At 71.3% G+C, this 24978-nt stretch carries 28 protein-coding genes; 19 read left to right on the forward strand and 9 right to left on the reverse strand.

The window, feature by feature from the left end; genetic code table 11:
• The 3 genes from ACFY0X_RS33830 (at position 1) to ACFY0X_RS33840 (ending at position 1475) form a co-directional block, all read left to right on the forward strand.
• Positions 1–762 (forward strand): hypothetical protein, encoded by a 762-nt coding sequence (locus ACFY0X_RS33830; protein ID WP_387760339.1) that lies wholly within the window; start codon positions 1–3, stop codon positions 760–762.
• A gap of 31 nt (positions 763–793) precedes the next feature.
• Positions 794–961, forward strand: coding sequence for a hypothetical protein (locus tag ACFY0X_RS33835; protein ID WP_387760340.1), 168 nt, complete (start codon positions 794–796; stop codon positions 959–961).
• Between the two features lie 361 nt (positions 962–1322).
• Positions 1323–1475 (forward strand): hypothetical protein, encoded by a 153-nt coding sequence (locus ACFY0X_RS33840; RefSeq protein ID WP_387760341.1) that lies wholly within the window; start codon positions 1323–1325, stop codon positions 1473–1475.
• Positions 1476–1671: 196 nt separating this feature from the next.
• On the opposite strand, the gene ACFY0X_RS33845 is transcribed toward ACFY0X_RS33840, so the two are convergent.
• Positions 1672–2364, reverse strand: a complete 693-nt coding sequence (locus ACFY0X_RS33845) for an HNH endonuclease family protein (protein ID WP_387760342.1) — start codon at positions 2362–2364, stop codon at positions 1672–1674.
• A gap of 386 nt (positions 2365–2750) precedes the next feature.
• On the opposite strand from ACFY0X_RS33845, the gene ACFY0X_RS33850 reads away from it, so the two are divergent.
• The 7 genes from ACFY0X_RS33850 to ACFY0X_RS33880 all read left to right on the forward strand — a co-directional run bounded on the left by ACFY0X_RS33850 (position 2751) and on the right by ACFY0X_RS33880 (position 10201).
• Complete coding sequence (locus ACFY0X_RS33850) at positions 2751–3374, forward strand: DNA-binding protein (protein ID WP_387760343.1); 624 nt, start codon at positions 2751–2753, stop codon at positions 3372–3374.
• 7 nt (positions 3375–3381) lie between these two features.
• Complete coding sequence (locus ACFY0X_RS33855) at positions 3382–5640, forward strand: hypothetical protein (RefSeq protein WP_387760344.1); 2259 nt, start codon at positions 3382–3384, stop codon at positions 5638–5640.
• Entirely contained in the window at positions 5637–6344 is a 708-nt protein-coding gene (locus tag ACFY0X_RS33860) for a helix-turn-helix domain containing protein (protein WP_387760345.1), read from the forward strand. Before ACFY0X_RS33855 ends, ACFY0X_RS33860 begins: the two co-directional genes overlap by 4 nt.
• Positions 6345–6465: 121 nt before the next feature.
• Positions 6466–8832 carry a Helicase associated domain protein gene (locus ACFY0X_RS33865; protein WP_387760346.1) on the forward strand — a complete coding sequence of 789 codons (2367 nt, stop codon included), beginning with the start codon at positions 6466–6468 and terminating at the stop codon, positions 8830–8832.
• Positions 8833–8940: 108 nt separating this feature from the next.
• Positions 8941–9159 carry a hypothetical protein gene (locus ACFY0X_RS33870; RefSeq protein ID WP_387760347.1) on the forward strand — a complete coding sequence of 73 codons (219 nt, stop codon included), beginning with the start codon at positions 8941–8943 and terminating at the stop codon, positions 9157–9159.
• Between the two features lie 86 nt (positions 9160–9245).
• A complete protein-coding gene (locus tag ACFY0X_RS33875; RefSeq protein ID WP_387760348.1) occupies positions 9246–9743 on the forward strand; it encodes a hypothetical protein in 498 nt (165 codons plus the stop codon).
• Entirely contained in the window at positions 9740–10201 is a 462-nt protein-coding gene (locus ACFY0X_RS33880) for a hypothetical protein (RefSeq protein ID WP_387760349.1), read from the forward strand. Before ACFY0X_RS33875 ends, ACFY0X_RS33880 begins: the two co-directional genes overlap by 4 nt.
• Positions 10202–10660: 459 nt before the next feature.
• Here ACFY0X_RS33880 and ACFY0X_RS33885 read toward each other — a convergent pair whose 3' ends face one another.
• The 5 genes from ACFY0X_RS33885 to ACFY0X_RS33905 all read right to left on the reverse strand — a co-directional run bounded on the left by ACFY0X_RS33885 (position 10661) and on the right by ACFY0X_RS33905 (position 14430).
• Complete coding sequence (locus ACFY0X_RS33885; protein WP_387760350.1) at positions 10661–12124, reverse strand: PIN domain-containing protein; 1464 nt, start codon at positions 12122–12124, stop codon at positions 10661–10663.
• Positions 12125–12303: 179 nt separating this feature from the next.
• On the reverse strand, positions 12304–12843 hold the full coding sequence (locus ACFY0X_RS33890) for a hypothetical protein (protein WP_387760351.1): 540 nt from the start codon (positions 12841–12843) through the stop codon (positions 12304–12306).
• Positions 12844–12874: 31 nt separating this feature from the next.
• A complete protein-coding gene (locus ACFY0X_RS33895; protein ID WP_387760352.1) occupies positions 12875–13246 on the reverse strand; it encodes a NucA/NucB deoxyribonuclease domain-containing protein in 372 nt (123 codons plus the stop codon).
• Between the two features lie 353 nt (positions 13247–13599).
• Entirely contained in the window at positions 13600–14139 is a 540-nt protein-coding gene (locus ACFY0X_RS33900; protein WP_387760353.1) for an Imm1 family immunity protein, read from the reverse strand.
• Positions 14140–14148: 9 nt separating this feature from the next.
• Positions 14149–14430 (reverse strand): DddA-like double-stranded DNA deaminase toxin, encoded by a 282-nt coding sequence (locus ACFY0X_RS33905; protein ID WP_387760354.1) that lies wholly within the window; start codon positions 14428–14430, stop codon positions 14149–14151.
• A gap of 41 nt (positions 14431–14471) precedes the next feature.
• Between ACFY0X_RS33905 and ACFY0X_RS33910 the strand changes: the two genes are divergently transcribed.
• Positions 14472–15113, forward strand: coding sequence for a hypothetical protein (locus tag ACFY0X_RS33910; RefSeq protein WP_387760355.1), 642 nt, complete (start codon positions 14472–14474; stop codon positions 15111–15113).
• A gap of 71 nt (positions 15114–15184) precedes the next feature.
• The gene (locus ACFY0X_RS33915) at positions 15185–15553 is read left to right on the forward strand and encodes a hypothetical protein (protein WP_387760356.1); all 369 of its coding nucleotides are present in this window, start codon (positions 15185–15187) and stop codon (positions 15551–15553) included.
• 131 nt (positions 15554–15684) lie between these two features.
• On the opposite strand, the gene ACFY0X_RS33920 is transcribed toward ACFY0X_RS33915, so the two are convergent.
• On the reverse strand, positions 15685–16179 hold the full coding sequence (locus ACFY0X_RS33920; protein ID WP_387760357.1) for a hypothetical protein: 495 nt from the start codon (positions 16177–16179) through the stop codon (positions 15685–15687).
• A gap of 114 nt (positions 16180–16293) precedes the next feature.
• Between ACFY0X_RS33920 and ACFY0X_RS33925 the strand changes: the two genes are divergently transcribed.
• Positions 16294–16773 carry a hypothetical protein gene (locus ACFY0X_RS33925; RefSeq protein WP_387760358.1) on the forward strand — a complete coding sequence of 160 codons (480 nt, stop codon included), beginning with the start codon at positions 16294–16296 and terminating at the stop codon, positions 16771–16773.
• A 499-nt stretch (positions 16774–17272) separates the two neighbouring features.
• Here the strand turns inward: ACFY0X_RS33925 and ACFY0X_RS33930 are convergent, their stop codons facing one another.
• On the reverse strand, positions 17273–18658 hold the full coding sequence (locus ACFY0X_RS33930; RefSeq protein WP_387760359.1) for a sporulation protein: 1386 nt from the start codon (positions 18656–18658) through the stop codon (positions 17273–17275).
• Positions 18659–18852: 194 nt separating this feature from the next.
• Between ACFY0X_RS33930 and ACFY0X_RS33935 the strand changes: the two genes are divergently transcribed.
• The 6 genes from ACFY0X_RS33935 (at position 18853) to ACFY0X_RS33960 (ending at position 24090) form a co-directional block, all read left to right on the forward strand.
• A complete protein-coding gene (locus ACFY0X_RS33935; protein WP_387760360.1) occupies positions 18853–20085 on the forward strand; it encodes a hypothetical protein in 1233 nt (410 codons plus the stop codon).
• 99 nt (positions 20086–20184) lie between these two features.
• Positions 20185–21522, forward strand: coding sequence for a UDP-glucose dehydrogenase family protein (locus tag ACFY0X_RS33940; RefSeq protein WP_387760361.1), 1338 nt, complete (start codon positions 20185–20187; stop codon positions 21520–21522).
• 62 nt (positions 21523–21584) lie between these two features.
• Positions 21585–21911 carry a MazG-like family protein gene (locus tag ACFY0X_RS33945; protein WP_387760362.1) on the forward strand — a complete coding sequence of 109 codons (327 nt, stop codon included), beginning with the start codon at positions 21585–21587 and terminating at the stop codon, positions 21909–21911.
• A 125-nt stretch (positions 21912–22036) separates the two neighbouring features.
• A complete protein-coding gene (locus ACFY0X_RS33950; RefSeq protein WP_387760363.1) occupies positions 22037–22537 on the forward strand; it encodes an NUDIX domain-containing protein in 501 nt (166 codons plus the stop codon).
• A 15-nt stretch (positions 22538–22552) separates the two neighbouring features.
• Positions 22553–23458 (forward strand): IS5 family transposase, encoded by a 906-nt coding sequence (locus ACFY0X_RS33955; protein WP_387760396.1) that lies wholly within the window; start codon positions 22553–22555, stop codon positions 23456–23458.
• 32 nt (positions 23459–23490) lie between these two features.
• Positions 23491–24090, forward strand: coding sequence for a hypothetical protein (locus ACFY0X_RS33960; RefSeq protein WP_387760364.1), 600 nt, complete (start codon positions 23491–23493; stop codon positions 24088–24090).
• On the opposite strand, the gene ACFY0X_RS33965 is transcribed toward ACFY0X_RS33960, so the two are convergent.
• Complete coding sequence (locus tag ACFY0X_RS33965; RefSeq protein ID WP_387760365.1) at positions 24002–24637, reverse strand: Crp/Fnr family transcriptional regulator; 636 nt, start codon at positions 24635–24637, stop codon at positions 24002–24004. The two genes, ACFY0X_RS33960 and ACFY0X_RS33965, sit on opposite strands and share 89 nt — an antisense overlap.
• Between the last annotated feature and the right edge of the window lie 341 nt (positions 24638–24978).

A 24978-nucleotide genomic window follows, 5' to 3' on the forward strand; every position in this document is an offset into this window, starting at 1 on the left:
GTGCACACCGAACTCGACCACCTGGCGCAGGCCGCCGCCCCCTACGCGCGCTTCACCGGCTACGACCCGAAGGCCGGCCGCCGCCGCATCGCGGCGAAGATCGCCGCCCTCAAGCAGCGGACCGCACCCGAGCCGGAGCACGAGGTGGCACCCTGCCCGGCGGCCCAGCCCGACGGCCCCGCCGACGGGCACGCGCAGGCCCTCACCTTCCAGCAGCACGCGGAGCGCGACCTGCGCACCCTCGCCACCTGCATCATCAACGAGTACGACGCCCCCGACCTCCTCGACGGACTGCTCGTCAACGCCCCCGACATCGAGCCCAAGGGCGGCCTCGTCTTCGCCGCCCTCCTCTACCTCAGCGGACACCCCCTCCTCGCCCAGTTCTGGTTCCAGTTCGCCGCCGGAGCCGGTGAGAGCAACGCCGCCTACGCCCTCTACCTCCACCACGCCTCCCTCGGCGAGCTACGCGACGCCGAGCACTGGTACCACCAGACCGCCCAGCTCATGGACCAGTCGGACCGCTCCCTCCCCACCGCACCGCCCCCGCCCAGCGTCCCGCAGGGCATCGACCTCTACCTCTTCAACACCCCCTGGCACAGCCAGCACCTGCCAGAGAGCACCGCCGACCTCGCCCGCCCCGACCCCAGACTGCGCAGCACGGTCGACCACCTGGACACCGTGCGCGAGGACGACCGCTTCGGCATCTTCGTCCTGCCCACCGAAACCATCGCCGAGCAACTGCACGACCTCGTCTGCCAGTAACCCACCCACTCCGAGCACCAGGAGAACAACCGTGTCCCCCGCCCTGCACCACGCCGCCCTCATCACCGCCGCGAGCACCGCCTGGTACGCCCTGGCGATCACCGCCGCCGCCGTCACCGCCGTCGCCGCCCGCAACGCCGACCGCCGCCGCGACGCCCGGGAGGTCCTCAAGGTCCTCGTGCGGCGCAACGCCCGCTGACTCCGCAGGGCCGGACCGGCGGCGGCATGCCCGACTTCGTGCTCGCCGCCCCACAGCGGAGGCATGGAGTTCGGTGGGGTCGGGCCAGCTGAAGTCGTCCCGGCACGGGGCGTCGGGGTAGAAGTAGCCGTCCCACGGCGCGCGGACGGCGGGGACGGCCGACTGGTGGTCGACGCCGTCGGGGCCGACAAGGCCACCGCCGAGCGCATTCGCGAGACCGTACGCCTGCTGCCCGGCGACCTGGCCCTCAGCGGCGAGGACGATCCGGAGGTCATCGCCCACGCGCTGAACGACGCGATCGAGTCGGCCGAGCCGCCGCAGCCCAAGCCGTCCGCGGCCCTGCCGGCCGAGCTGAAGCGCGATGTCGACTGTCAAGCCGCGGCCCTCGCCGACCGGCTCGACCGTCGGCGCATCGCCCGCCAGGAGGTCCTCGGGCACCTCCTGGGCCTACCGCCACGGCCACATGGACGAGCCGCTGCGGCCGTGGGCCCACCGGGAGCCGCCGGGCGGGTGAACGCCTGGCTCCACACCAGCGCCGCCGCTCTCAACCTGCCGAAGGTCCGGCGTCCGGGCCGAATTGCTCGGCTGCCCTCGGGTAGTCGCCGGCCCGGGACCCCCGGGGCCAGCGACCGCGGCCGGCCTGTGGCACGGCGGCCGGTCGGTGCCTGGGGGGTCTGCCGGTCGGTGGTGGGTGGGAGCGGTCGGGATGGTCAGCGTGCGAGGACGACGGTGATCGGGACGTCGTCGCAGCCGGCGGCGATGCGGTGGAGGGCGGCGAGCTCGGCGGGGTCGACGGCCAGGCGCCAGCGGGTCTTCACCGCGACCCAGTCCTCGGTGTAGCGGCACTGATAGCCTGCGGTCGGCAGCCACTCGGCGACGTCCTTGTCGGCCTTCTGCCTGTTCGAGCGGGCGGTGACGGCGATCAGGGTCCTCGGGTCGGACAGGTCGTTGGCGTACTGCTCGCGCTCCTTCGCCGTCCAGCTGTAGCCGCCGGAGTCCCAATTTTCTGCAAGCGGGACGGCGTGGTCGACGTCAAGGCCGGCGGTGTCGGTGACGGTGACGTCGTCGTAGGGGGAGAACCACTCGCCGCCGGTGAGGGTGCAGCCGGGGCCCACCTCCGGGGCCTGGACGGCCTCGGCGATGATCGTGTCCTTGCGGGCGTTGCAACCGTTGCGGTCGGCGTCGGTCCAGTGGCGGTAGGCGGTGCGGACGTAGCCGTCGCGGCGCTCCTCCGCGACGTCGAGCGCGTCGATCGCGGCGAAGAACGTGGTGGTCACCGCCTCGCCGGGCACGCGGTGCGCGGCGGTGGGTACGGGGGCGGCCTGGGCCGGGACGGCAAGCAGGGCGAGGGCGGTGGCGGTCAGCGCGGTGGCGCCGCGGCGCCACCAGTTGGAAGTGATCATGGTCTACGGCTAGCAGCCGGCGGCGCTACGGTGATGGCCCGTCACCTCATGCGCGGCGCGCCGCGGTTCTCCGTTGACGCGCGGTCTGCCGCTCTCCGAACGTCTGCGCGCTTCCGCCGCCCGACCTGTTGTCGGCGTGGCCGTGGCCGGCGTCGCCGGCCACGCCTGTGACGTCGTGGGATCCGAGTGCGCTCGCGACGCGCAAGGCGCTTCTGCTGGCTTCAGACCGGCCACGGTCTCGCCGCACCGAACGCCGGAGGGCGTGCAGCCGCTCAGCCATGCTTGTATGACTTACTAGAAAGGCGTGGACAGTGTCGGCAGGGAAGCATAGAGTCGCTCTAGCGTTTTAAGTGAGATGAATAGGCGTGGAGGTTGTGGGCGTGTTCGTGACGACCGGTCAAGCCGGGACGGCCCTGGGGTGCTCGATCCCGACGGTGAAGAAGCTGATGGCCACCGGCGTGGTCCCCGGCGTGCGCGAGCAGGGCCGCCAGGTGTTCCCGCTGGCCGCTCTCCAGGCGCTCCAGGCCCGGCCCGCCGCCGACCTGACCGCGCTCGGCGCGGCCGAGGTGGCGGTGCTGCGTTCGGACGCCCCGGCCCGGGTCGAGGAGCCGGACCGCCAGTGGATCGGCTTCGGCACCGCACTGAACGAGGCACAGCTGCTGGCCGCGCTGTCCGGCTGGTGGCGGTGCGATCCGGCGCGGGTCGCCGCCGGCGGGGTGCTGCCGGTGACGGTCGCCGGGTTCGTCGTCGCGGTGCTGACCGGCCTGGCCGAGTGGGAGTCGGACGGCACGGTCGGCACCACGGGCCGGTTCCGCTTCCCGAAGGCGCGCCTCGCCGGCTACCTGAGGGACCTCACCGCCCCTGCGAACGCCGCCAACCCCCAGGACCCGGAGGACGCCCGCCTGGCGGGCCTGCTGCTCGGCACCCGCCTGGCCTCCGTGTCCGGCGGTCCGATCGCCTACGTCGCCACCAATCCGACCACCGACCAGTCCGCCACCAAGGGGGAGTGAGGCGCTGATGGACCGCAAGACGTACACCGCCGAGCTCGCCGGTCTGCGTGAGCTGCGCACCGAGATCACGGCCGCCGAGAAGACCGTCGCGGCCGCGCAGAAGGAGCTGGACAAGCTCACCGCCCAGCGCTCGCGCCGGGTTGCCGGGCTCGCGGGGTACGAGGGAGCCCAGGCCGCAGCGGTCGCGAAGGCCTCCGGGCTGTCGGTCGGCGACGTCGTGCGGATCGCTCCGCTGCTGGACCCCACCCCGGCCGCCGTCCGCGCCGCCCAGGCCGACGCCCAGACCCCCGCCACCGCGCCTGACCCGGCGCCCGTGCCCGAGCCCCCGCCGGCCGCCGAGCCCGTCCCGGCCGCCGAGCCCGCCGCCGCGGTCGCTCCGGCGCTGACCCGCCCGGCCCCCGTACTCGAGCAGCCGGCCCCGGCCGCCCCGGTGACGGAGGCGTCGGCCGAGGCCGAGGACCAGGCCGTCGCCGAGCCGCCCGCCCCGGCCACCGCGCCGGTCATCCCGGCTGCCTCGGTCGCTTCGGTCGCTGCCACGCCGCGTCCGGTGGTCGAGTTCGGGCCGCGCGAACTGCCCACCCTCCCGGAGGGCCCGGCCGGTGCCCGGTTCGAGGCCGTGACCACCGGCCTGGTTTCCAAGCGCCCGAACTTCACGCAGCAGGCCCGCGCCACGGTGTTCCTGGACGCCGCGACCGGCGACTTGGCGGTGCGCGACCGTGTGCTGCGCCTCGACCTCGGCGCCCGCACCCCGGGCGAGGTCCTGGACGCCGTCCTGCACGCCGCGCCCGGCACGGAGCGGGTCTACATCACCGCCGGCGCGCCGTGGCACGACGGCGCCGAGCGGTACTCCACGCTCAAGGACGCGGTCGCGGCCTGGCTGAACACCCCCAGCGAGCGGTGGACCACCGCGGTCGGCTCCGGCCGGGACAAGCTGGCCGGGCACTTCGTCCACCAGCGCCAGCCGGTCGGCCGCTACGCCCCCGCCGCTTCCCCGGAGGGGCCGGTCACGGAGATCCGGTCGATGGGGGAGTGGTTCGACCCGGACGGCGCCGACGTCGTCACCTGCCGTCAGGCGTTCACGCTGCTGTGGCAGGCGCTGCGCCGCCACTGGGACGACGCCGTCCTGATGGGCTCGCCGTCGCAGACGGGCCGGGACCTGTGGTCGCGCACCATCCCCACCACCGGCAAGTGGGCCGGCGGCTACCCCGTCCTGTCCGAGGAGCTACGGGGCCTGCTGCACGCCACCGGCGGCCAGGGCCGCACCGAGCTGATCATGCCCCCTCGCGTCCCGGAGCACCTGCCCGCGCTGGTCGAGTACGACCGCACCTTCGCCTACGCCAAGCACCTGTGGAAGTCCCCGGTCGGCACCCCGCGCCGCGTCACCGCCGCCGCGTTCGCCGCGATGACGGATGCGGAGCAGGTCAAGGCCCTGATGTCGTGCTCGCACTGGAACGTGCGGGTGACCGTCCCGGCCGGCTGGAACCACGTCGGCCTGCTCCCGGCCCCGGTGACCGGTGACCGCGCCTGGATCTACCCGTCCGAGCCCGGCGCCACCTTCACCACCTGGGCGGGCGGCGCGGAGATCCACCTCGCGCTGTCAAACCACATCGCCCCGTGGAAGGTCGAGATCCTGGGCGGGCTGCTGTTCGAGGACGGCAAGCCGCTGGACGAGTGGGGCAAGCGGCTGAAGGCGGCCTGGGCGGATCTGACCAACCTCTCGAAGCTGCACGGCGACGAGCGGCAGCGCACCGCCGCCTACCTCGCCAGCCGCGCCGTGCGCTCCGTGCTGCTGTTCGGCCTGGGCGGCTTCGCCCAGCGCCCGCGCCTGGTCTCCGGCACCACCCCGCTCGGCGAGGCCCTCCCCGCCGGGGTGGAGATCCTCGGCCAGGACGACCAGGTGGTGACCTGGCAGCGGCAGGCCGGCTTCTCCCGCGACCCCTACGCCCACCCCGAGTGGGCCGCCTACGTGTGGTCGGGGGCCCGGGCGGCGCTGCTGGACATGAAGTACCGCCAGGGCAAGGAGGTCATCGGCTACGCCGGCGCCCTCCACGCCCGGCCGGGCACGGTCGTGTACTTCGGCACGGACGGCATCGCCCTGACCGAGCGCCAGCCCTGGCCCTACCGGGGCGAGCCCGGTGACTACCTCCTCAAGGGACACCTCACCGGCCCCATCGAGCACCCGAGGAGCCAGGAGCAGTACCTCAAGCTGCGCGGCCTGGGCCGCGCCGAACTCGCCGCCGAGCGGGCGGCCGGAGGTGACCGGTGAGTCCGGCCGACCCGAACCAGCCGAACGAGGCCGCCCGGCTGACCCAGCAGCTGCTCGACCAGGGCTACACCAAGCGCCAGGTCGCCAAGATGCTCGGCCGCGACGCCAGCCTCGTCTCCCAGTTCTTCACCAAGGGCAAAGGAGCGGCGTTCGTCGGCGCGCTGCGCCAGGTCGTGCGCGCGGTGCGCGGCGGCGAGCGCGACACCGAGACCCTGTCCGCGGTCGCCCAGGAGAACGTCGAGCGGCGCCGCACCAAGACCGGGCAGAAAGCCCGGACGCGGCAGAAGGACGTCGTCGGCAAGCCCGGCGAGTCGATGGCCGGCCGCGCGGGCAAGCAGGCCATCAAGTCCGGCGCCTCCCACCTCGCCCCGGTCGTCCACGAGACCAGCCAGGCCGGCGGCCGCCTCGCCTTCACCGTCCGGATGAAGGCCGACCAGTACACGATGTCGGCCGGCTCCACGGAGGACTCCCCGGGCCTGCGCCGCGGCTTCATCCCCCGCGCCGACGGCACCGAGGAACGCACCTACGGCTCCGCCAGCACCGGCGGGTTCGACGCCGCCGAGTGGTCCCAGCGCGTCGCCGACCACCACGGCGACGTCACAGAGGCGATGCGCGAGTGGCTGGTGGAGACCGGTCGCGCGGTCGAGGACGCCGACATCGCCTACCTCGAAGTCCGCGGCTGGGTGCCGCCCGAGCAGCAGTAGAGAGTCCGGTCGGCCTCTCCCCAACCATGACCTGGCCCCGGGGAGAGGCCGCCCGCCCGACCCTTCCACAGGACCGAGCGCCTCGCCCCACCGCCTCAGCATCCGAAGGAGAAGCACCGCCGTGGAGACCACCATCGCCACCGAGGCCGACGTGCCGGCCGCGTTCCGCGCCGCAGCCGCTCAGCCGGTCCCCGCGCAGCCGTCCGGCGCCGCCACCGTGAACCCGCTGCCGCTGCACTGGTTCCAGAAGGACGCCGTGGCGGCCGCGGTGCGCGAGGTGAAGGACGGCGGCCGCGCCACCGTTGTCGCGGCGACCGGATCCGGCAAGACGCTGATCGCCGCCGGGTGCGCCCGCCGCCTGGCCGCTCGTGGCCGGGTGCTGGTCCTGGTCCCGACGATCGAGCTGCTGGAGCAGACCGCAGAGTCCTGGTCGCTCCGGGGCGGTCGCCGGGGGCTGGCGGTGGCGGCGTGCTCGCGCGAGGAGGCACTGGAGAGCGCGGAAGCCGGCGGCCGGGTCCACGCCGAGGTGACCACGCAGGCCGTCCGGATCACCGACCTCGTCAACGGCGCACCCGACAACCAGCCGGTCACCGTCTACGCCACCTACGCCTCGCTGGAGCGCATCGTCCAAGCCCACCAGGGCTGGGGTCTGGCCCAGTGGGACCTCGTGATCATCGACGAGGCCCACCGTACGGCCGGTTCTGAGGGGAAGGCGTGGGCCGCGATCCACGACGACGCCCAGGTCCCGGCGAAGCGCCGGCTGTACCTCACCGCGACCCCCAGGATTGCGGACGACCGGCGGGCGAAGGACGGCCTGGCCGACCTCGCCGCAGACGCCGACGGTGAGACCACGGAGAAGCTTCCCGTCCTCTGCTCGATGGACGACGAGGCCATCTACGGCCCCACCGTCTTCACGTGGACGCTCGGGCAGGGGATCGAGCACGGCTACCTCGCCGACTACCGCGTCCTCGTCCCGGTGGTGACGGACGAGGACCTGCGCGAGCTGCTCAACCTCCCGGCCATCGCCGACCTGCGCTCGCAGCGCTCCAACGAGGATCTGCTGCGCCTGGCGCTGCAGATCGCGGTGCTGCGCGCGGTCGCCGACCTCGGGCTGCGCCGGGTCATCACGTTCCACTCGCGGGTGGCTGGGGCGCGGGAGTTCGCCAGCACGCTGCTGGAGGCCTCGGAGCTACTCGAGGACGCGGAGCGTCCGGAGCGGATCTGGGCGAAGGCGGTGGCCGGCACCGACCGGCTCAAGGACCGCCGGGCCGCGTTCACGGAGTTCAAGGCTCACACCGGCGAGGACGGAGAGGAATGCGGATTCCTCTGCAACAGCCGGCTCCTGACCGAAGGGATCGACGTCGCCACGGTCAACGCGATCGTCTTTGCGGACCCCAAGTCCTCGGTCATCGACATCGTCCAGGCCGTCGGCCGCGCGCTGCGCCAGTCCTACCGGCAGGGCAAGGTGTCCTGGGTCATCATCCCGGTCTACCTGCCGACGCCGGAGGTCGGCGACAACACCGCCACCGCGCACCCGGCCGAGGTCCACGACGTCGGCGAGGCCGTGAAGGCCGAGGCCGACGCCGAGATCGAGGCTTCCAGCTTCCGCACCATCTGGCGGGTCCTGCGGGCGCTGGCGGCGCACGACGCCCGGGTGGTCGGCCGGATCACCGAGCTGCGCGCCTCCCGCTCGCAGGGCACCGCGCACACCACCGCGGCCAAGCCGGCCGGGGGCGAGACCGCCGAGGCCGGCGGCGAGGGGGAGCAGCAGGCGGCCCCGATGGAGTCGCCGGTCGAGTGGTTGCGGATCAATGCCCGGCAGCACGCGGCGAAGATCCTCCAGACCGTGAAGCTGCGGGCGTTCAACCCCAGGGCGGTCGAGTGGCAGCGCATGCACGCGGTCGCGGAGGTCTTCCACCTCCAGCACGGCCACCTCGACCCCACCGACAAGGCCAAGCACGGCGAGCTGATCTCCTGGCTCACCCGCCAGCGCCACCTGAACGGCCAGCACCTGCTCGACCCGGCCCGCGTCTCGGAGCTGGACGCGCTCGGCATGATCTGGTCGAAGAACGCCAACGCCTGGGAGCGCGGCTACGCCTACGCCACGGCGTTCCACCGCCGGCACGGTCACCTGGCGATCCCGGCGACCGCGAAGCTGGACAACTACGCGGTGGGCGCGTGGATGCGCCGCCAGCGCAAGGCCGTGGGCCTCACCAAGGACCAGGTCGCCAAGCTCGACAGCCTGGACGAGCTGTGGCGCCTGGAGCCGGACTGGAACCGCTCCTACCGCCGCCTGCTCGCCTACCTCGCCGCCGGCGGCACCCTCGACGGCCCCGCCAACCGCACCGGCCTCGGCGACGACCCCGCGTTTCGGCCCGGCACGTGGCTGCGCAAGCAGGCGGCGGCCCGCACCGACGGGAAGCTGACCGAGCAGCAGGCCACGCTCCTGGATGCGCTCACCCGGCACGCCGAGACCGTCACCGGCTGACCCGCCCCGCACCGCTCCCGCCGTCCCGACCCACCCCGGCAGGACGGACCCACCCCCGTTCCGAGGAGAGGCAGTGACGAACAGCAGCACACCTACAAACCGCCGACCGTGAACTGGTGCGCCGACTGGTACTGCGGCGACTGCGGCAGCGCGGGCGAGGCCTGGTTCGAGGACGGCACCATCGTGGACGCCGACCACGACTGCGAGGAGGGAGACGGTAGCCAGATCGGCTGGGACGGCCGCGCCGAGTGCGGCTGGACGCTCGACACCGACTTCGCGGACGGCGACCACGTCGAGGCCGACCACGACTGCGACACCGACCAGTAGCACCACCGCCCCGGGGCGGCCCGCACATCGAGTCGCCCCCCACTCATCGAGGAGTGCGCCTTGCACCGCACGGAGAGGACCACCCGGTGAACGCCCGAGAACGGCTACAGGCGGTGATCCGCACCGACCACGGCCCCGCGACGGTCTGCTCCGAGGACGAGGTACGCGACGCGCTGGACGCCCATGCCGCCGAAGTCCCGGCCACCGCCGCCCAGGGCCCGCGTACGGAGGCTGGCGGGGACCGGTCGCAGGCCTGGGACACCACCCGCCGGGCGCGTCTGGCCGTCGGCTGGCTGGCCCGCGAACTGGCCGAGGGGACCGGACGAGACCCGCTGCCCGACGTCGACATGGCCGCCCTGGTGGAGGAGTTCGGCCGGATGAGGACGGGGCTGGCCTCGTCCTGGACCCGGGCGGCGGATCTGCTGGAAGCCGTCCCACACCACCCGGCCGCGCTGACCGGACCGTACTGGTACGGCCGGGGCTGGGACGACGCAGTCCACCACCTGCGAGACCTGGCCGACGGCATGAAGCCCGCCCCGCGCCGGGCGTCTCCGCGTCCCGACGACCCGAAAGGCCGGCCGTGACCACCACGACCACCCCACCGTCCCCGCCGCTCCGACCAGAGTCGACCACCCCGCCGGTGCTGCTCCTGGACCCCGGAGTCCTCACCGATCCGGCCGACCGCGAGCGGGCCCTGGTCCAGCTGCTCCACTACCAGGCCCAGGTCCGCACCGCCCACGTGCGCCTGGAGGAAGGCGACCGGGTGGAGCTGCTGGAGCCGATCCGCGCGTCCTGGATCGATGAGGACCTGGCCGCCGAGGAGTACTGGGAAGAAGACGCCCGCACCTACGCCGCCGTCCCGGCCGGCACCCTCGGCGTCATCACCACGGTCCGCCGCTACCCCACCCCCTGGCCGTACGTCGTGGCCTGGGACCGCGGCCCCGAGTGCGGCGTGCGCGACCACCAGATCGAGCGCACCGCCGACCAGTCGCTCACCCCCGCCCCGCCGCCGCCCACGGCCCCGCAACTGCGCCGGCTCTGACCGTACGACCGGCCGCCGCCACCCGGCGGCGGCCACCCAACCCCGTCCCGCCCTCACCAAGGGAGCAGCACGTGGAACAGCCCGTCACCGCCCCGGCCATCTACGACTGGTGGGGCCAGGTCCCCGACCACCTGCGCACCACCACCCAGCTCGCCGCCCTGGACCTGCCGCGTCAGCCCGCCGGCCCCGTGCGCGCCGTCGTCACCGCCCGCAACCCCGCCGGCCGCAAGGGCCCCTGGGACCTGTACGACCTGCGCGACCGCACGTACCATGGCCCTGCCAAACTCCGGCCCGGCTACGTGGCCGCGCACCGCCTGCGCGCCGGTACGGGCTCGGCGGTCAGTGGACACGCCGTCCCGGCCCACGCCACCACCTCCGGTGCCGCAGTGCGGCGGGCAGGGGTCTTCGGGCCCAGCGCGTGGGGCCTGTGGACAGGCCCTGCGGAGTGTGCATCGCGCCTCAGCCGTCGTCTTCGCCTGGCGTTTCCGGTTCCTGGGAGCTGGGGAGCTCCTCGGGCGCGTCGATGTCATCGTGCGGCCATGTCCGGACGTACATGGCCGCGTTTGTCGGGAGCAGGAAGTCGGAGTAGTTGGGCAGGCCGGAGACGAAATCGGTCGTCTTGGTGGCGCTGGCCAGAATTGCGGAGAGGTTGCTCTGATACAGGTCCGACGCCTTGGCGGCCTCCGCAACCGGCGAGGTGTAGTTGGTCAGCCACGAGGCGACGTCGAACTTCGGCAGTATCGCCGCTCTTACGGCATCGGCCATGCCGGAGGTCTTGTACAGAAGGCTGACGTCCGCCGGGCCGGTCGGCCTGCCGGCCTGGTCTATGGCGGCTGTCGAACCGGGTTGCCGCTTGGAGATGAGCTCGCGTAGGACCTCCTTGTGGAGTGCTGCCAGGGCGTCTGCGGTGGTCTTGTCCTGTAGGTCTGGAGCAGCCGGGCCGTCAGGCGACAGCAGCGTGGGCGCTCCCTGATCGCCGTCCGCGTCGGCAGAGAACAGGAGCTTGACCGACCATACGCACGAGACGCCTTCCAGCCCCTGGCCCACGGCGGCTGCGAGGCCGTACAGCAGCCAGGTTGTCTCGGCGGTGTACCAGATCTCCTTGCCGATGCGGTGGCCGTCGACTCTGCCGGTGCTCAGCAGCGCGCAGGCTGGTGGCGTGATCCAGGAGTTCCATTCGACGGGAGCACCGGTCGTGGTGGACCCCGTAAACCCGAGTACGGCACGGTGTGCGGCGAAGGCGCGGTTTCCGATTGTTGCGGCGACGGACTCCGAACCCAGGTAGCGCTTCGCCCCCGCGGTGGCGGAGGAGTTGTCGACGGGTACGGTGAATGCGGTCACGACGGCGTTGAAGTCCCTCAGGCGCTTGAGACGTGTGGCACAGTCCCCCAGGTCCTGGTTCATGGGGAAGCGGTAGGTGCTGCCGTCGCCGAAGTCGGTGGTGTTGTCCGTGACGAAGTGCACGTCCTCGTCCGGGTACTCCTGCAGGAAGTCGAGGAGCGTGAACCAGATCGCCGCGTCCCGCGCGCCCTCTGCCCGCTTGTCGCCCTGCTTGGCCGGGGGCAGTGCGAGCGCTTCACGGGAGAGTGCCTTCAATGCGGCTTCGCCCGAGGTGGGCACGACTTCGAAGAGCTCCGAGTACGCCTTCCGCCAGTACTCCTGGCACTCTTCCAGCTCCAGCGGCGGCTCCTCGAACACCGTCGCAGGCTTCCAGGGCATCATCCGTTGCAGGGCCTTGAGTGCGGTCGATGCCGTCTCGCGCTGCGCGATGTAGTCCTTCGCTTTGTGAGCGGCCAGTTCCTCCAGGACAGTTCCCGGGATGCCGACCCTGTGTTGCCCTGATGCACGCAGGGCACGCACGATGTCCGCCCGCGGGCTCCTTGGGTTGATCCGGTTGATGGCGTTCGTGTCGAAGATGATCACGGAGGTCCTCTCGCTTCCTACCTGGTGCCATCCTTCTCCTGTGTCGCCCAGTTGCGCGATCGACTTTGCGTACGGAGCTCGGCCTCGACCTGGTGGTGCTGCCCGTGCTGCCGGTGCTGCGCTTCGTCCGGGACCAGGAGACGGACCTCTGTCGGGGAGGTGCCGCACCCGGGGTAGGCCTATTCGTTCTCCTCGTCGTCCTCGGACTCGGCGGTCCACCACAGGTCGATCCGGTAGGTCTCAAGGACCCCCCTGTGGGCTGCCCAGATAGCGTCGGTGTCGGCCTGTGAATGTTGTTCCGCCGTGCCGAGTTCGACGTGGAGACGCGTCTCCTGTGCGGCCGCCTCATGCCTGCCCTTCCACGACACCCGGCCTTCGTAGACTCCTGGGCGCGGCAGCTGGAAGTGACCGGCGATGTCCGGGGCGAAGGCGCGGACGACCACCTCGCCCGTGGCACTGTCGAGTACTGTCGGGCGTTCCCCCTCGGCGATCCAGCTGTTGTCGGCCGGTGCAGGGCCGTCCCAGACCCTTACCAGGACCTCCGCAGGTGCGATGCCCTGGAGGCTGCGGAGGTAGATCTGGGTGCCGGTACCCGCTACCACCGTGTCCCAGGTCTGCCTGACGGCTTCCGAGTCGGTGAGGTAGGAGTCGGAGTCATACACCTCGATGAGGCCGTTGTCGGGCCTGGCTTCGGTGCGGAACTCGAAAACGATCGGCACTGGTCGTCCTCCGGCCTTAGGTGCGTACGGCTTACGGGACGATCGTGACGTAGAACGGGTCGGTGTCCAAGATCCGGTTCACGGTGAAGACATCCTTGATCAAGTTGCCGCCGTCCCCATTGTCCTTTCCGTCTATCAGGCGGGCGGAGTATCGCTTCACGAGGTTGCCTGTGCTGTCTTTCTGGTTCGCGCCTTCGTAGGTGGACGAGAACGGGTACTCGTCGCATTGCAGGCCCGAGTTCGCATAGTCACCCCAGATGATGCGGCACGTGGCTATCGCGACCTTGCGGTTCTCGTCCTGCTTCTCGCGGTTGATGAGCTGGTGCAGCGGCTGCTTCGCCCCGGGAATGCCCTTGCCGGCGAAGGACGGGAAGGTTCGCTCGGGGGTGTTCTGGGCGTCCATGATGTGCAGCGCGCTCGGTTCCCTTGTACTTGCCCGCGACGGGGCCGGCGTAGTCGAAGCGGACGTTGGACTTGGCGGCGCCGAAGTCCGACCAGGGCATGTTCGGTGCGCTGGGCGACGTGACACCCATTGAGAGCGTCAGGGCGCATACGTGCCCATGACCTGCTTCGCCGCGAGCAACGGACGGAGAAGTCGACGTCGGGTGCTTACCGTCAGGACAGCGAAGAGGACCGCCACAACCCGGTGACGGTCCTCTTGGCCATGCGTTATACCGCGGGAGAGTGATTATTCCCAGCGTGTTGTTCCTCGGTCTGGGCCAGATGAACAGCAGAGGGTCGGATGGCTGCTCCCTCTTAGAAGGGCGTTTCCTCTTCGTCGAACTCCCAGATCGGAGGCCTGTCGTGGCGCTGCCCGTCAGCGTTGCCAGGTGTCCATGAGATGCATTCCGGGCGTGCGCCTGTTCCTGTGCGGGCGAACTCCTCCAGTGCGGCCTTTATCTGGCTGATCGGCAAGGTGCTGGCGGAGTCGTGGAACAGGGGGTAGCCCGGGTCGGAAACCACGCGGGGGTCGAAGCTGGGTGGCTCCGGATTGTCGGAGATCCATGCGTGCTCGCCGGTTCCTCGCTTCAGCGGATGCGAATCTGCGAGGTACCAGATCAGGGCGCCGAATCCGGTGGTTGAGTTGGCGGAGACGAGCAGGGTGTTGTCGCCCCCGTACTCATTAGTGAAGGGGCGGTCGGCGATGCAGAACTCCGCCATGGTCCCCGGTGCCACGAGGTTGTCGCCCGTTTCGCGAAACGGTTTCAGGGCGGCGAGTGCTGCGGTGATGAGCGCGGAGGCGCCATCATGGCTGTTGGCGTGATGCCATTTTCTGTCGTACCTGGCGTTCAGCATTGCAGCAGTCTACCTTCGTTTAGGCCTGGATGCCGCAGGCCTGGTCCCCTTGAGGGGAGTATTATCCTTCTGGAGGGTTCCGTCTTCGCGCCTGTACCAGACGGTGATCTCCTGGTCGTCATAGAGAATCTTCGGAACGGCATTCGGGCACTGCTTCGGGCAGACTCCATCTGCGTTGTTGATGACAATCGTCATCTTGTTAAATTTCGTATCCGAGGAGTTGCTCATCAGCCATGCGAGCCTGGTTTCAAGGTGTGCGGCTGCAGGGTGCCAGGTCCCAGGGGCGGTCATGCCGTTTTCCGCTTGGCTGGGCCGCCGCCTATGCTCGGCTCGTGCAGCCGCTCTCCAAAACCAGCGATCCGTTGATCGCGGCGTTCCCAACCGAGCTCGCGAGTGACGCCGAGGCGGTCCGGGCGGTAATGCCAGCTGCTCGATTCCAGCCGCATGCCCCGTTCTCTGTCGTTGTAGAGGGCCAGCGGGTTTCGATCCCTGGGCGCCTCTACAACGACGAACCTTCGCCTGACGTCGTGGCCTCCCTTTCGCCGCGCCAACAGCGGCTTCTGCACAGCCTGTACTCAAGACACAGCGACGGGCTGGTCAGACAGCGCCATCTGGAGAAGATCGTCGGGTGCACGGACCCGTGGGTCATGCCCTTCGTCGTGCAACTGGTCGGCGAGTACGTCTTGGAGATCCTTGTCGTCATCTGCGACAAACTGCGTGATCTCGCCGCCCCTGGCGCCAGCGGCCACCTTGCTTACGGACAGTTCATCGTGGACAACCCAGCCTTCTTCGCACGCACGCAACGGCGGGTCGTGAGCTACTGGAGCTGCTACTACCGCGGCGCCTACGCGAGCTTCCTGGGTTACCCCGGGTGCGCTCTTCTTGACCTCCTGCGGTCGGCAGCCTCCGACAACGCCGGGCATCCCTGGCCCAACCTCGCCCCGGCCAGCGGCAGGATGGACGGCTACTGCTAGGACCGGGCCGGCAAAGGTCGCCAACCCATCAAGCTGCATCGGTAGATGGTGACCCCCGCTGCGGGCGCTACGTGCACATCGACACCGCCAACGAACTGAGCGAGCTCAGCGAACACGAGGCCGCCCGGTTCGTCTACCAGCAGCAGGGCCACCTCCCGGAGGAGAACCTTCCCCCGGTGCTGCTCGCTGCCCGGCACGCCCGGCGGATGGTCGCCGCCCTCGCCCTGCCGCCGGACGCCCGCACCGTCCACGCCCTCGCCGGGGTCCGGGCGGCCGCGACCGTCACCGAACTGCTGCGCTCCACCGTCGGAACGGACGTCCGGACGCAGCGCGGCATCGCGGCGCAGTTCCTCGTCGAGCGTCATGGTTCGCAGGCGGCTGCACGGGTGGAGCTGGGCATCGCGAAGTCCACGCTGAGCGAGTTGTTGTCCGGCCGCTGAGGCCCAGCCTGCATCCTCGTTCTCAGCGAACACCCGGTACAGCGAGGCGACCCCGCGCGCCCTCGCGTACGCCGTCCGAACCGGTGCGCTCACCCTGAGCTGACTAGAGGTGCCCCGCCGGTCTCGAGCGGTCAGGGAGCCGTTGCGTCGATGACGGCCGCACGAATGAGACGCACCGTGCGTTGTGGATCGAGTCGTCCGTGGTCTGCGCCGATCGTGCAGGCGGCAGCGATGAGTAGCTGCTTCAAGGTGAGCTCCCGGTTCGCCGCGGGGGCCTGCTGCCAGGTGTCGTGGGCGGCAATGGTCCCTTCGGAGCGGTGGACGGCCTGGAGTGACAGCACCATGGCCGTGCCGGGGTCCGCGGTCCGTGCGACCTGCCGCAGACGCTCGACGCCCTGGTGCTCCCCGAGCCCGTAGACCGGCCGGGTCGCCAACAGACCGAGAAGGAGTACTGCCGCCTCCCAGAGCGCGGTATCCCCGCGGTCTGCGAGCTCGGCGAGCAGGCCCCGCACGACGCCGGGATCGCCAGTGCACACAACCGCGTCGAGGCCGTCGTCCACGAGTTGCTCGACGGCGGGAATCCGGGGGCGCGATCCGGCGGGACCGGGCTGGTTGCCAGGGTGCATCCGCCGACCGTACAGCGCCGCCGGTCGCGCCTGCTGTGCCGCAGGAGCGCCGGCGGATCGGAACGGCCAGTAGCGGGAGCGGTCACCGCCTCCGAGCTGGACGAGGCCCGGCAGATGCGCGTCACCCTGGCCGACGCCGGCGTCGCCGCGGACCTGGACCAGATCGCCTGCGAGTTCGGCACCGCCTCGGCGTTCTGTGCGGGCCGCATCACCCTGAAGCAGTTGCAGCGGCGCACCTGCTGGGGCGCGCTGCAGCAGGTGCCCGCCCGCACCGAGCCGCCCACCGACCCGGCCGCCGCTGCGGCGTTCTGGGCCGAGCGCAAGCCGGCTTTCGCGGAGGTGAACGGCGTCCGGGCAGTGCGCTGCACCCTGTACTGGATCATTCGCCTGCGCCACGCCCGCAGCAGCGCCGACTGCGCCCGGTTCAGCGAGGTGACCCCCGAGGGCGGAGGCGAGACGGTGTGGCTGACCGGCACCTACTGGGACGCGGACGGCACTGGCCCTCACCGTCCCGGCGCGCTCGCCCCGCGGGCCGACTACGCCCTGATCTACGCCGAGTTCGCAGACACCGCGCCCACGCACCCCCTCCAATAGTTCCTGCTACTGGCCGTTCCGATCCTCCCCGGAGGCCGTGTCGTACGGCCCGGTGCTGGAGCTCCGGGCCGTACGACATGCCGAGCTGACGGAGTCAGGTTGTGTCAGCCGTCGCGGCGGTGCAAGGTGCGCAGCGCGACGTCGTACGCCATCGAGGACGACGGGTGGCCAGACGGGTGGGGCCGCGGCCGGGACGGTGCCGTGGAGCAAGGCCGCACCGACTCCGCCGGTGCCGAGCGTGGCGGTGCAGGCCGGGATGTTCGGCAGGGCGATCCGCAGCACCACTTCCCGGCGCCTGGCGAGGGCCGCCGAGCAGGGTTACGGGCGGTCATCGGTCGCTGCCTGTGGCCGTCGCGGGAGGCAGGCAGTGGCCGGCCAGCCGCTTCACCTTTCGCCGGTCCCGTTCGCCGAAGGACGGCGGCTGGGCGGCGCCCGCGGCTGCTGATCGTTCCGATCCTTCCGGGAGGCCGAACCGCCTCGCGTTCGGGGGTTTGGTCCCTCAGTGGGTGAGGACTTGGTCGGCGCGGTGGAGGAAGTCGGCGACTTCGGGTTCGGTGCGCCAGGGGTTGAGGTTGGTGGTGAGGGTGCGTAGGTAGGTGCGGCTGCGGGTGGAGTGGACCGTGCTGAGGATGGTCAGGGCGTGTTCGCCGGCTGCGAGGCCGGGTTCGAGGTTGCGCTGCTGGAGGTGGGCGGTGGCGATGATGGTGTGGCGGATTCCGACGGCGCGGCTGAAGACGCCGGCGGGCATGGCGGTGGCCTGCTCGTTCCAGCGCAGGACGTCGGCGGGGCGTCCGAGGTCCCGGTAGATCTCGGCGGCGTCGGCGGCGACGCGGGCGTGGGTGAGGTAGGTGAGCCAGTCGGGGTCGCGGGGGTCGGTGTCGGCGGTGGTGACGAGCTGTTCGCAGCGGCTGAGCGCGGCTGCTGCGGCTGGGGCGTCGCCGGCGAGGCCGTGGGCACGGGCTTCGGCCAGTTTGGCGAAGGCGAGGACTCGGGCCGGGGCGTCGTGCTTGGCACGCTCGTAGGCGCCTTCGGCCATGTCGATGGCCTCGTTCGGGAAGCCTCGCAGGAAGGTGTGCAGGGCCATGGTGGCGAGGACGTAGGAGCCGACGGCCCGGTCGCCGGAGGCGCGGGCGAGGCGCAGGGCTTGGACGAGGTGGGACTGGGCGCTGGCGTGGTTGCCCATGTCGACGTCGTGCCAGGCGGCGACGCGGGCGAGTTCGGCGGTGGCGGCGAAGAGCTCGGTGCCGATCTTGTCGGTGAAGGTTCCGCGCAGCAGTGGGGCGGCGCGCTGGGTGAGGCAGTCGGTGACCATGGGGGCGCGCCAGTTGCCGCCGCCGAACTTGGAGTCCCAGCGGCGGGCCTCGTCGGCGGCGGTGCGCAGTTCGAGGATGTCGGCGCGGCCGACGCGCGGGCCGGCGACGCGGGCGCGGGGCGGGTCGGCGGGGACGGCCATCCAGCGCATGGTCGCGGGGCTGTAGGCGGTGAGCGCGAAGGGGCTGGCCTTGACGAAGCTCCGGCGGTCCACAGTGCTCCAATACTCGGCCGCGAGATTGAGGGCCTGGTCGGGGTCTCTGTGGAAATTCAAGCCGGTCTCGACGGTGGGCGTGGGCGTATCGGCCATGCCCATCTCTTCGAGTGACACCGTTCGGCCGAGGCGTTCGCTGAGAGCGAGGGCCAGAAGCGCGGGTGCGGGCGCGTCCGGGACCATGGCGCGGACGGTCCAGTTCCTGATCGAGGTGTGCGTGTACGCGCGTTTGGCGCCGGCGCGGGCGGCGAGTTCGTTGACGCGGTGCGCGAGGGCGGCGTTGCTGGCCTTGCTCTCCTTGATGAGCCGGGCGAGGCGGTGGTTCGGTTCACGACGTGGCGTCACGGTGTTCCCTTGCATGTCCGGATCGGACCTGTGGAACCGGGGCGGCATGGGCTCCGCGTCAGCCGCACGCCCGGGAGAGCGAGCGTAGCCCCAACTGGCCGTGTGTGTGCGGGGATTCACGATTGTGAGCCCCCGCTGTGAGCCCTCCCCGGGCGGGTCCTCCAGGCGTTTGCTGGTCTTCCCCCGCTCAGCCGACCAAAGGAGGTCTCGTGTTCTTCCCCTATCCCGTGATCGAGCAGCTCACCCCCGCGCAGGTGGAGTCCTGGGAGCGGCACTTCGCCGGTGGCGGGCATGAGCGGGCCCGCAATCTGGAGGAGGGCATCTGGCGGCGCACCCAGGACCCGGCGAACGCCGAGCAGTCGGGCTGGTCCGAGGACAACCAGGGCCGTCGCCGGGTGGTGCACTACCGCTACGAGTACAACCTGAACCACGTGTTCCCGGTGCCGCGGCTGGTGCTGGACAACCTCTACCTGGCGGTCTCGTTCACGGCTCCGGCCGAGGAGATCGCCGAGTACCGGCAGTCGATCGGGCAGTGGCTGGCGGACGGCCACTGGCGCGACAAGGGCGACGTGTGGGCGAAGGGCGACCTGCGGTTCGGCCTGGCCGAGTACGACGAGCACCCGCAGGACGAGCGAGCTGGCCGGGCGACCCCGGAGGGCTTCCGGTCGCTGGACGTCACCTTCATCACCGACGAGTACGCGGTGCCGCGTACGGTGCGCAACCTGCCCTGGGACGTGCTGAGGGGCGGGATGCGGGTCAAGGAACGGCGCGGGAACCCGTCCTACGCGCCGGACCTGTCCGTCCTGGCGGAGCTGCTGCCGTTCCAGGTGGAGGTGGGGTGCGGCACCAGCATCGAGGCGGGAATCCCGCCGCTGCACTTCCTGCACGAGGTCTACCGGGTCACCGACCGGCGGGACAACGCGCTCACGCAGTCGCACGCCTTCACGATGCGCCCGGGAGACGACGCGTTGGTGCGCGAGATGCTGGTCAGCGCCGACCTCAAGGCGCCGGACCTGGTGGCGATGTTCCGCTCGTGCTTCGTCGCCCGGCCGACCGCCGCACACCGGGCGCTCAAGGCCCTGCACGACGCCGGCGCGCTGGTGGGACCGGTGATCACCCACAACTTCGACACCCTGTCCGCGCGGGCCGGGCTGGAGGAGTGCTTCGTGCGCCGCTACGACCAGAAGGAGCCGCCGGTGCCGCTGCTGCCCGAGTCCAAGGCGCTGCTGGTGATCGGCCTGCACGCGGACCGGCGAGCCGTCCAGAAGCGGGCCCGGGCCGAGGGCAAGAAGATCGTGTTCCTCGACACCGAGGGCCTGGAGGAGAACGGCGTCTTCAAGGAGTACCCGGTCGAGGGCGCCCGGGAGGGCGACGTGGTCGTCCGCCGGGAAGCGATCCCCGCGCTCACGGAGCTGTGCGAACTGCTCGGCGTGACCATCTGATCAACTGACAGGTCGTCAGGTAGGGCGGCGTTGTCGCGGTAGCGTCTTGGGGTGTACCGCACTGGTGCACCCCAAGACCCCATCGACGAAGGACAGTTCATGCGCGTATCCGTGATCGGCTGCGGCCACCTCGGAGCTTCCCACGCCGCCGCGATGGCGGAGCTGGGCCACGAGGTCATCGGCGTCGAGATCGACCCGGACAAGTGCGCCACCCTCGCCACCGGCGCCTCCTGGTTCTACGAGGCAGGCCTGGACGACCTGCTCGCCAAGCACGTCCCCACCGGCCGGCTGCGCTTCACCACCAGCCTCGCCGAGGCCGCCGCCTTCGCCGACGTCCACTTCCTGGCGGTCGGCACACCGCTGCGCGCCGACGGCCAGGGCTACGACGTCTCCCAGGTCCTGGGCGCCGTCGAACAGCTGGTGCCGCTGCTGAGGCGGCCCGCCATGATCATCGGCAAGTCCACCGTCACCGTCGGCACCGTCGCCCGGCTCCAGCAGATCATCACCGAGCGCGCCGGCGTGGAGGGCATCGAACTGGTCTGGAACCCCGAGTTCCTGCGCGAGGGCCACGCCGTCGCCGACAGCCTCTTCCCGGACCGCATCCTGGTCGGCCTGACCTCCCCGACCGCGCTGGCCGCCGTCCAGGAGGTCTACGCCCCGATCACGGCCCGCGGCGACATCGAGATGGTCGTCACCGACCCGGCGACCGCCGAGGTCGCCAAGTCCGCAGCGAACGCCTTCCTCGCCACGAAGATCTCCTACATCAACGCCATCGCGCAGGTCTGCGACCTCACCGGCGCCAACATCGACGACGTCGCCCACGTCATGGGCATCGACAAGCGCATCGGCCACGGCGGGATGCGGGCCGGGCTCGGCTACGGCGGCGGCTGCCTGCCCAAGGACGTCGCCGCCTTCGCCCACGCCGTCACCAAGCTCGGCGCAACCGACGCCGCCGGGCTCCTGGACGCCGTCCAGGCCGTGAACCGCGCACGCATGGACACCGCCGTCCAACTCGTCGCCCATGCCGCCGCCCGCCCCCTGGCGGGCCTGACCATCGGCTACCTCGGAGCCGCGTTCAAGGCCGGGACCTCCGACGTCCGGGACTCGCCCGCACTGCGCCTGGCCGACCGCCTGCACCACCTCGGTGCCACGGTGCGCGTCCACGACCCCGAGTCGCTCGACAACGCCCGCCGCTCCCACCCCCAGCTGGCCTTCGCCGACACCGCCCTGGACGCGGTCGCCGGGGCCGACCTGGTGGTCGTCGCCACCGAGTGGGGGCAGTACACCCGCGACCCGAAGCTGCCCGTCGCGGCGGCCGACCGCACGCCCGCCCGAACGGTGGTCGACGTCCGCAACGCGCTGGACGCCGAACCCTGGCTGGCCGCCGGCTGGACCGTCCACCAGATGGGCCGCCCCACACGCTCCCCCGACGCCTGACCGCCTCACGCGGCCGGGGCGGGGGCCACCACCCACCACACCCCGTAGTGAAGGAGCAACCGGTGCAAGACATCTTCGACGCCGTCGAACGCCTCTCCGCCGTCTGCCGCGCCGCCGGCGCGGACATCCCCGGCGAAGAGCTGAAGGCCCTCCAGGTCGGCAAGGTCGGCGAGGAGGCGGGCGAGGCCATGCACGCCCTCCACGGCCTCAAGGGGCTGACGACCTGCCCCGACGACCACTCCTGGGCCGAAGTGCAGAACGACCTCACCGGCGCGGTGATCGCCGCCATGATCGCCATGCAGTACATCGACCCCGAGGGCTGGCAGGCCACCTTCCGCGACACCTTCCACCGGCGCACCCGCCGCGGCCGCGAGACCCTGGCCGCGTGACCCACCCCCCGCTCGCCGAGGGCCCGCCCGTCAACACGGGCGGGCCCTCGGCCCGTGTCCGCCCTCCGCCCGCCGGACGGGGACGGTAGCGTGATCCCGCCGGGACGTCGCGCTACGGAGGGACCATGGGCTGGCTGCCGCCGGAGCAGTACGTGACGACGATCCAGAACGCCACCCTGTACGGCTGCTTCTACATCACCGATCCGTACGGCCGATCACTGGCACTGCGCTCACGCCGCGACCCCACCGTGTGGAACTGGCCCGGAGGCGACGTCGAGAACGGCGAGACCCCGCTCCACACCGCGGTCCGCGAGTTCTACGAGGAGACCGGCCACGACATCGCGACCCTGCGCGCCGATCTTGTAAAGGAGCCCCGTCTCCTCGCCGTCACCTTCGCCGCTCCCTCCCCGCACTGGCCGCGCGCGAAGGCGGGCTTCGTCTTCGACGGCGGCTGCATGAGCGAACAACAGATCAACGACATCGTGCTCCAGCCCGAGGAACACACCGAGTGGCGCACCCACACGCTCCACGGCTGGCAGCCCCTGATGACCCCCGCAGCCTTCACCCGGCTGAGCCTGGTCGACGCCGCCCGCCAGTCCTCTCAGGCGGCCTTCATCAGCCTCTGAGACCGCGTTTGAGATCTGCCGTGCCGTGGGGTTGTCAGTGTCGTTGAGCTCTGTGTGAGTGGTTCTGGGGGTGGGTATCCGTCGAACCTGGCGGACGAGCAGTGGGCGCTGGTGGAGCCGTTGCTGCCGCCAGCGAGGGTGGGGCCGAAGGGTGGCCGGCGAGAGAAGCACCCGCGGCGGCGGATCGTCGATGCGATCTTCTACGTGGTGCGGACCGGATGTGCCTGGCGGCAGCTGCCGAAGGACTTCCCGCCCTGGCCGACCGTGTACTGGTACTTCACCTGGTGGCACGACGACGGCACCGTCGAGCGCATCCACGACGCCCTGCGCGGCAAGGTCCGTGAAGCCGACGGCCGCGACGCGGAACCGAGCGCCGGGCTGATCGACTCGCAGTCCGTCCGCACCGCCGACACCGTCCCAGTCACGACCAGGGGCTTCGACGCGGGCAAGAAGGTAAAGGGCCGCAAGCGGTTCATCGTCACCGACACCCTAGGCCTGCTCCTGGCCGTCCACGTCGTCGCTGCGAATATCCAGGACCGCGACGGCGGTCGCCGCCCACTGCTGTGGACCCGCCTCGACCACCCAGGTATCCGGAAGATCTGGGCGGACCAGGGCTTCGCCGGACGACTCGTCGACTGGTCCGCCCAGATCCTCGGCCGCGAGCTGGAGATCGTCCGCAAGGACCCCGGTCAGCGCGGATTCCAGGTCCAGCCCAAGCGGTGGGCCATCGAGCGCACCTTCTCCTGGCTCACCGCGCACCGGCGCCTTGCCCGGGACTACGAGACCAGCCCGGCCCACTCCGAGACGATGATCCGCTGGGCGATGATCGGCGTCATGGTCCGTCGGCTCGCCCGAGGCCGGGCGGCAACCCGCTCCGGTCCGCGCTCACTTGTCTACTGCGGTCCGATTACCCCCAGCTGAACCTCCGGTGCGGCAAGGGCTACTGTTCCGCTGTGATCGACATCGACGGAGCCCGTCTCGGGGCCGAAGCCGCCCGCCGCCTGCGGCAGGCCGATTGCTGCACCATAGAACCCGGCCTCAGCGACGACGAGTTCGAGCGCGTCGAGACCGAGTACGGCATCCAGTTCTCCGACGACCACCGCGCCTTCCTGTCGGCCGGCCTGCCCGTCTATTCGCCACCCGAAGAAGGCACTACCTGGGACAAGCCCTGGCCCGACTGGCGCAACGGCAACCCCGACGAACTCCGTTCCCACCTCGCATGGCCGACTGAGGGAGTGCTACGGGCGGTCGAGCGCGGCTACTGGCACACCTCGTGGGGCACACGCCCCGCCGAACCAGAGGACGCCCGGGCTACGGCAGAAAGGCACCTGGCAGCGGTGCCCCGACTGGTACCTCTCTACGCACACCGGTTTCTTCCCGCAGGCAGCGGAACCCACGGGCACCCCGTCCTCTCGATCTGGGGCACGGACATCATCTTCTACGGCGAAGACCTTGCCGACTACATCAGCGCCGAGTTCGAAGAGGGGTACGAGCACCCCGAGACCTGGAACCCGCGACCGAACGTCCCCTTCTGGCAGGACTTTGTTCAGTAGTCGAGCGGCTTGCTGCAGATCTCAAACGCGGTCTGAGCTGGAGGCTGACGGCGCCCGTCGCCTCGTCGGTGGCGCCGAGACGGGGCAGCAGAGCCAGGAGGCGGGCCGCTGCCCGCTGGGTGACGGTGTGGGAGAGCTGCTCGACGTAGGCCTGGTCCGCGTCCCGCCGCTGCTTCGAGACCATCCGGTAGACGGCCAGGGCCGCCGCCGGGTCGGCGTCGACCAGGGCGCGGAAGTCGGCGCCGGGGACGGCCAGGGCGCTCCCGTCGGTCAGTGCGACCACCGAACTGGTCCGGGGGCCGCCGGCGATGGTCTCGTGGTCGCCGACGAGCTCGGGCGGCTCCCGCAAGGCGACGACGATCGCCGTGCCGTCGCCGTCGCCGTGCTGCAGCACCTTGACGGCTCCGGTGCGCAGGGCGAGGACGTCGTCGGTGAGGTCGCCCTGGTGGATGAGCGTCTCGCCGGCGGTGAAGCGCACGAGGGTGCCCTGCGTGGTGAACAGGGCGTCCAGGACGGGGTCCATCCCGGGAGTGCCGGTGTCGGTCACGGGTTCTCCTTGACGTCGGGTGGGCGCTCGCCCATCACGGTAGGGCAATCCGGTCGCGGACGGAGGTCGGACCGGCACGCCGCCGGGTGCCCGCGGCGGTTGGCCGCGCGCACCCGGCGGGGGTCGTTCAGGGCCGGTTCCACGGGTCGTCGGCGGCGGCGACCGTGTCGTCCTCGATCTCCAGGTAGCCGAGGCAGGGGTGGGACCAGCCGTTGCCGGCGGCGGCGAATCCGGTGCCCCCGCAGGCGGGGCAGTCCCGCGGGGGGGGGGGGGGGGGGGGGGGCGGGGGTGCCGCGGGCGCAGGGGTCCGGGGCCGGGTGGACCCCCACCCCGGCCGCGGG

Origin of the sequence: Kitasatospora sp. NPDC001547, from assembly GCF_042894165.1 — a bacterium.
GTDB lineage: Bacteria > Actinomycetota > Actinomycetes > Streptomycetales > Streptomycetaceae > Kitasatospora.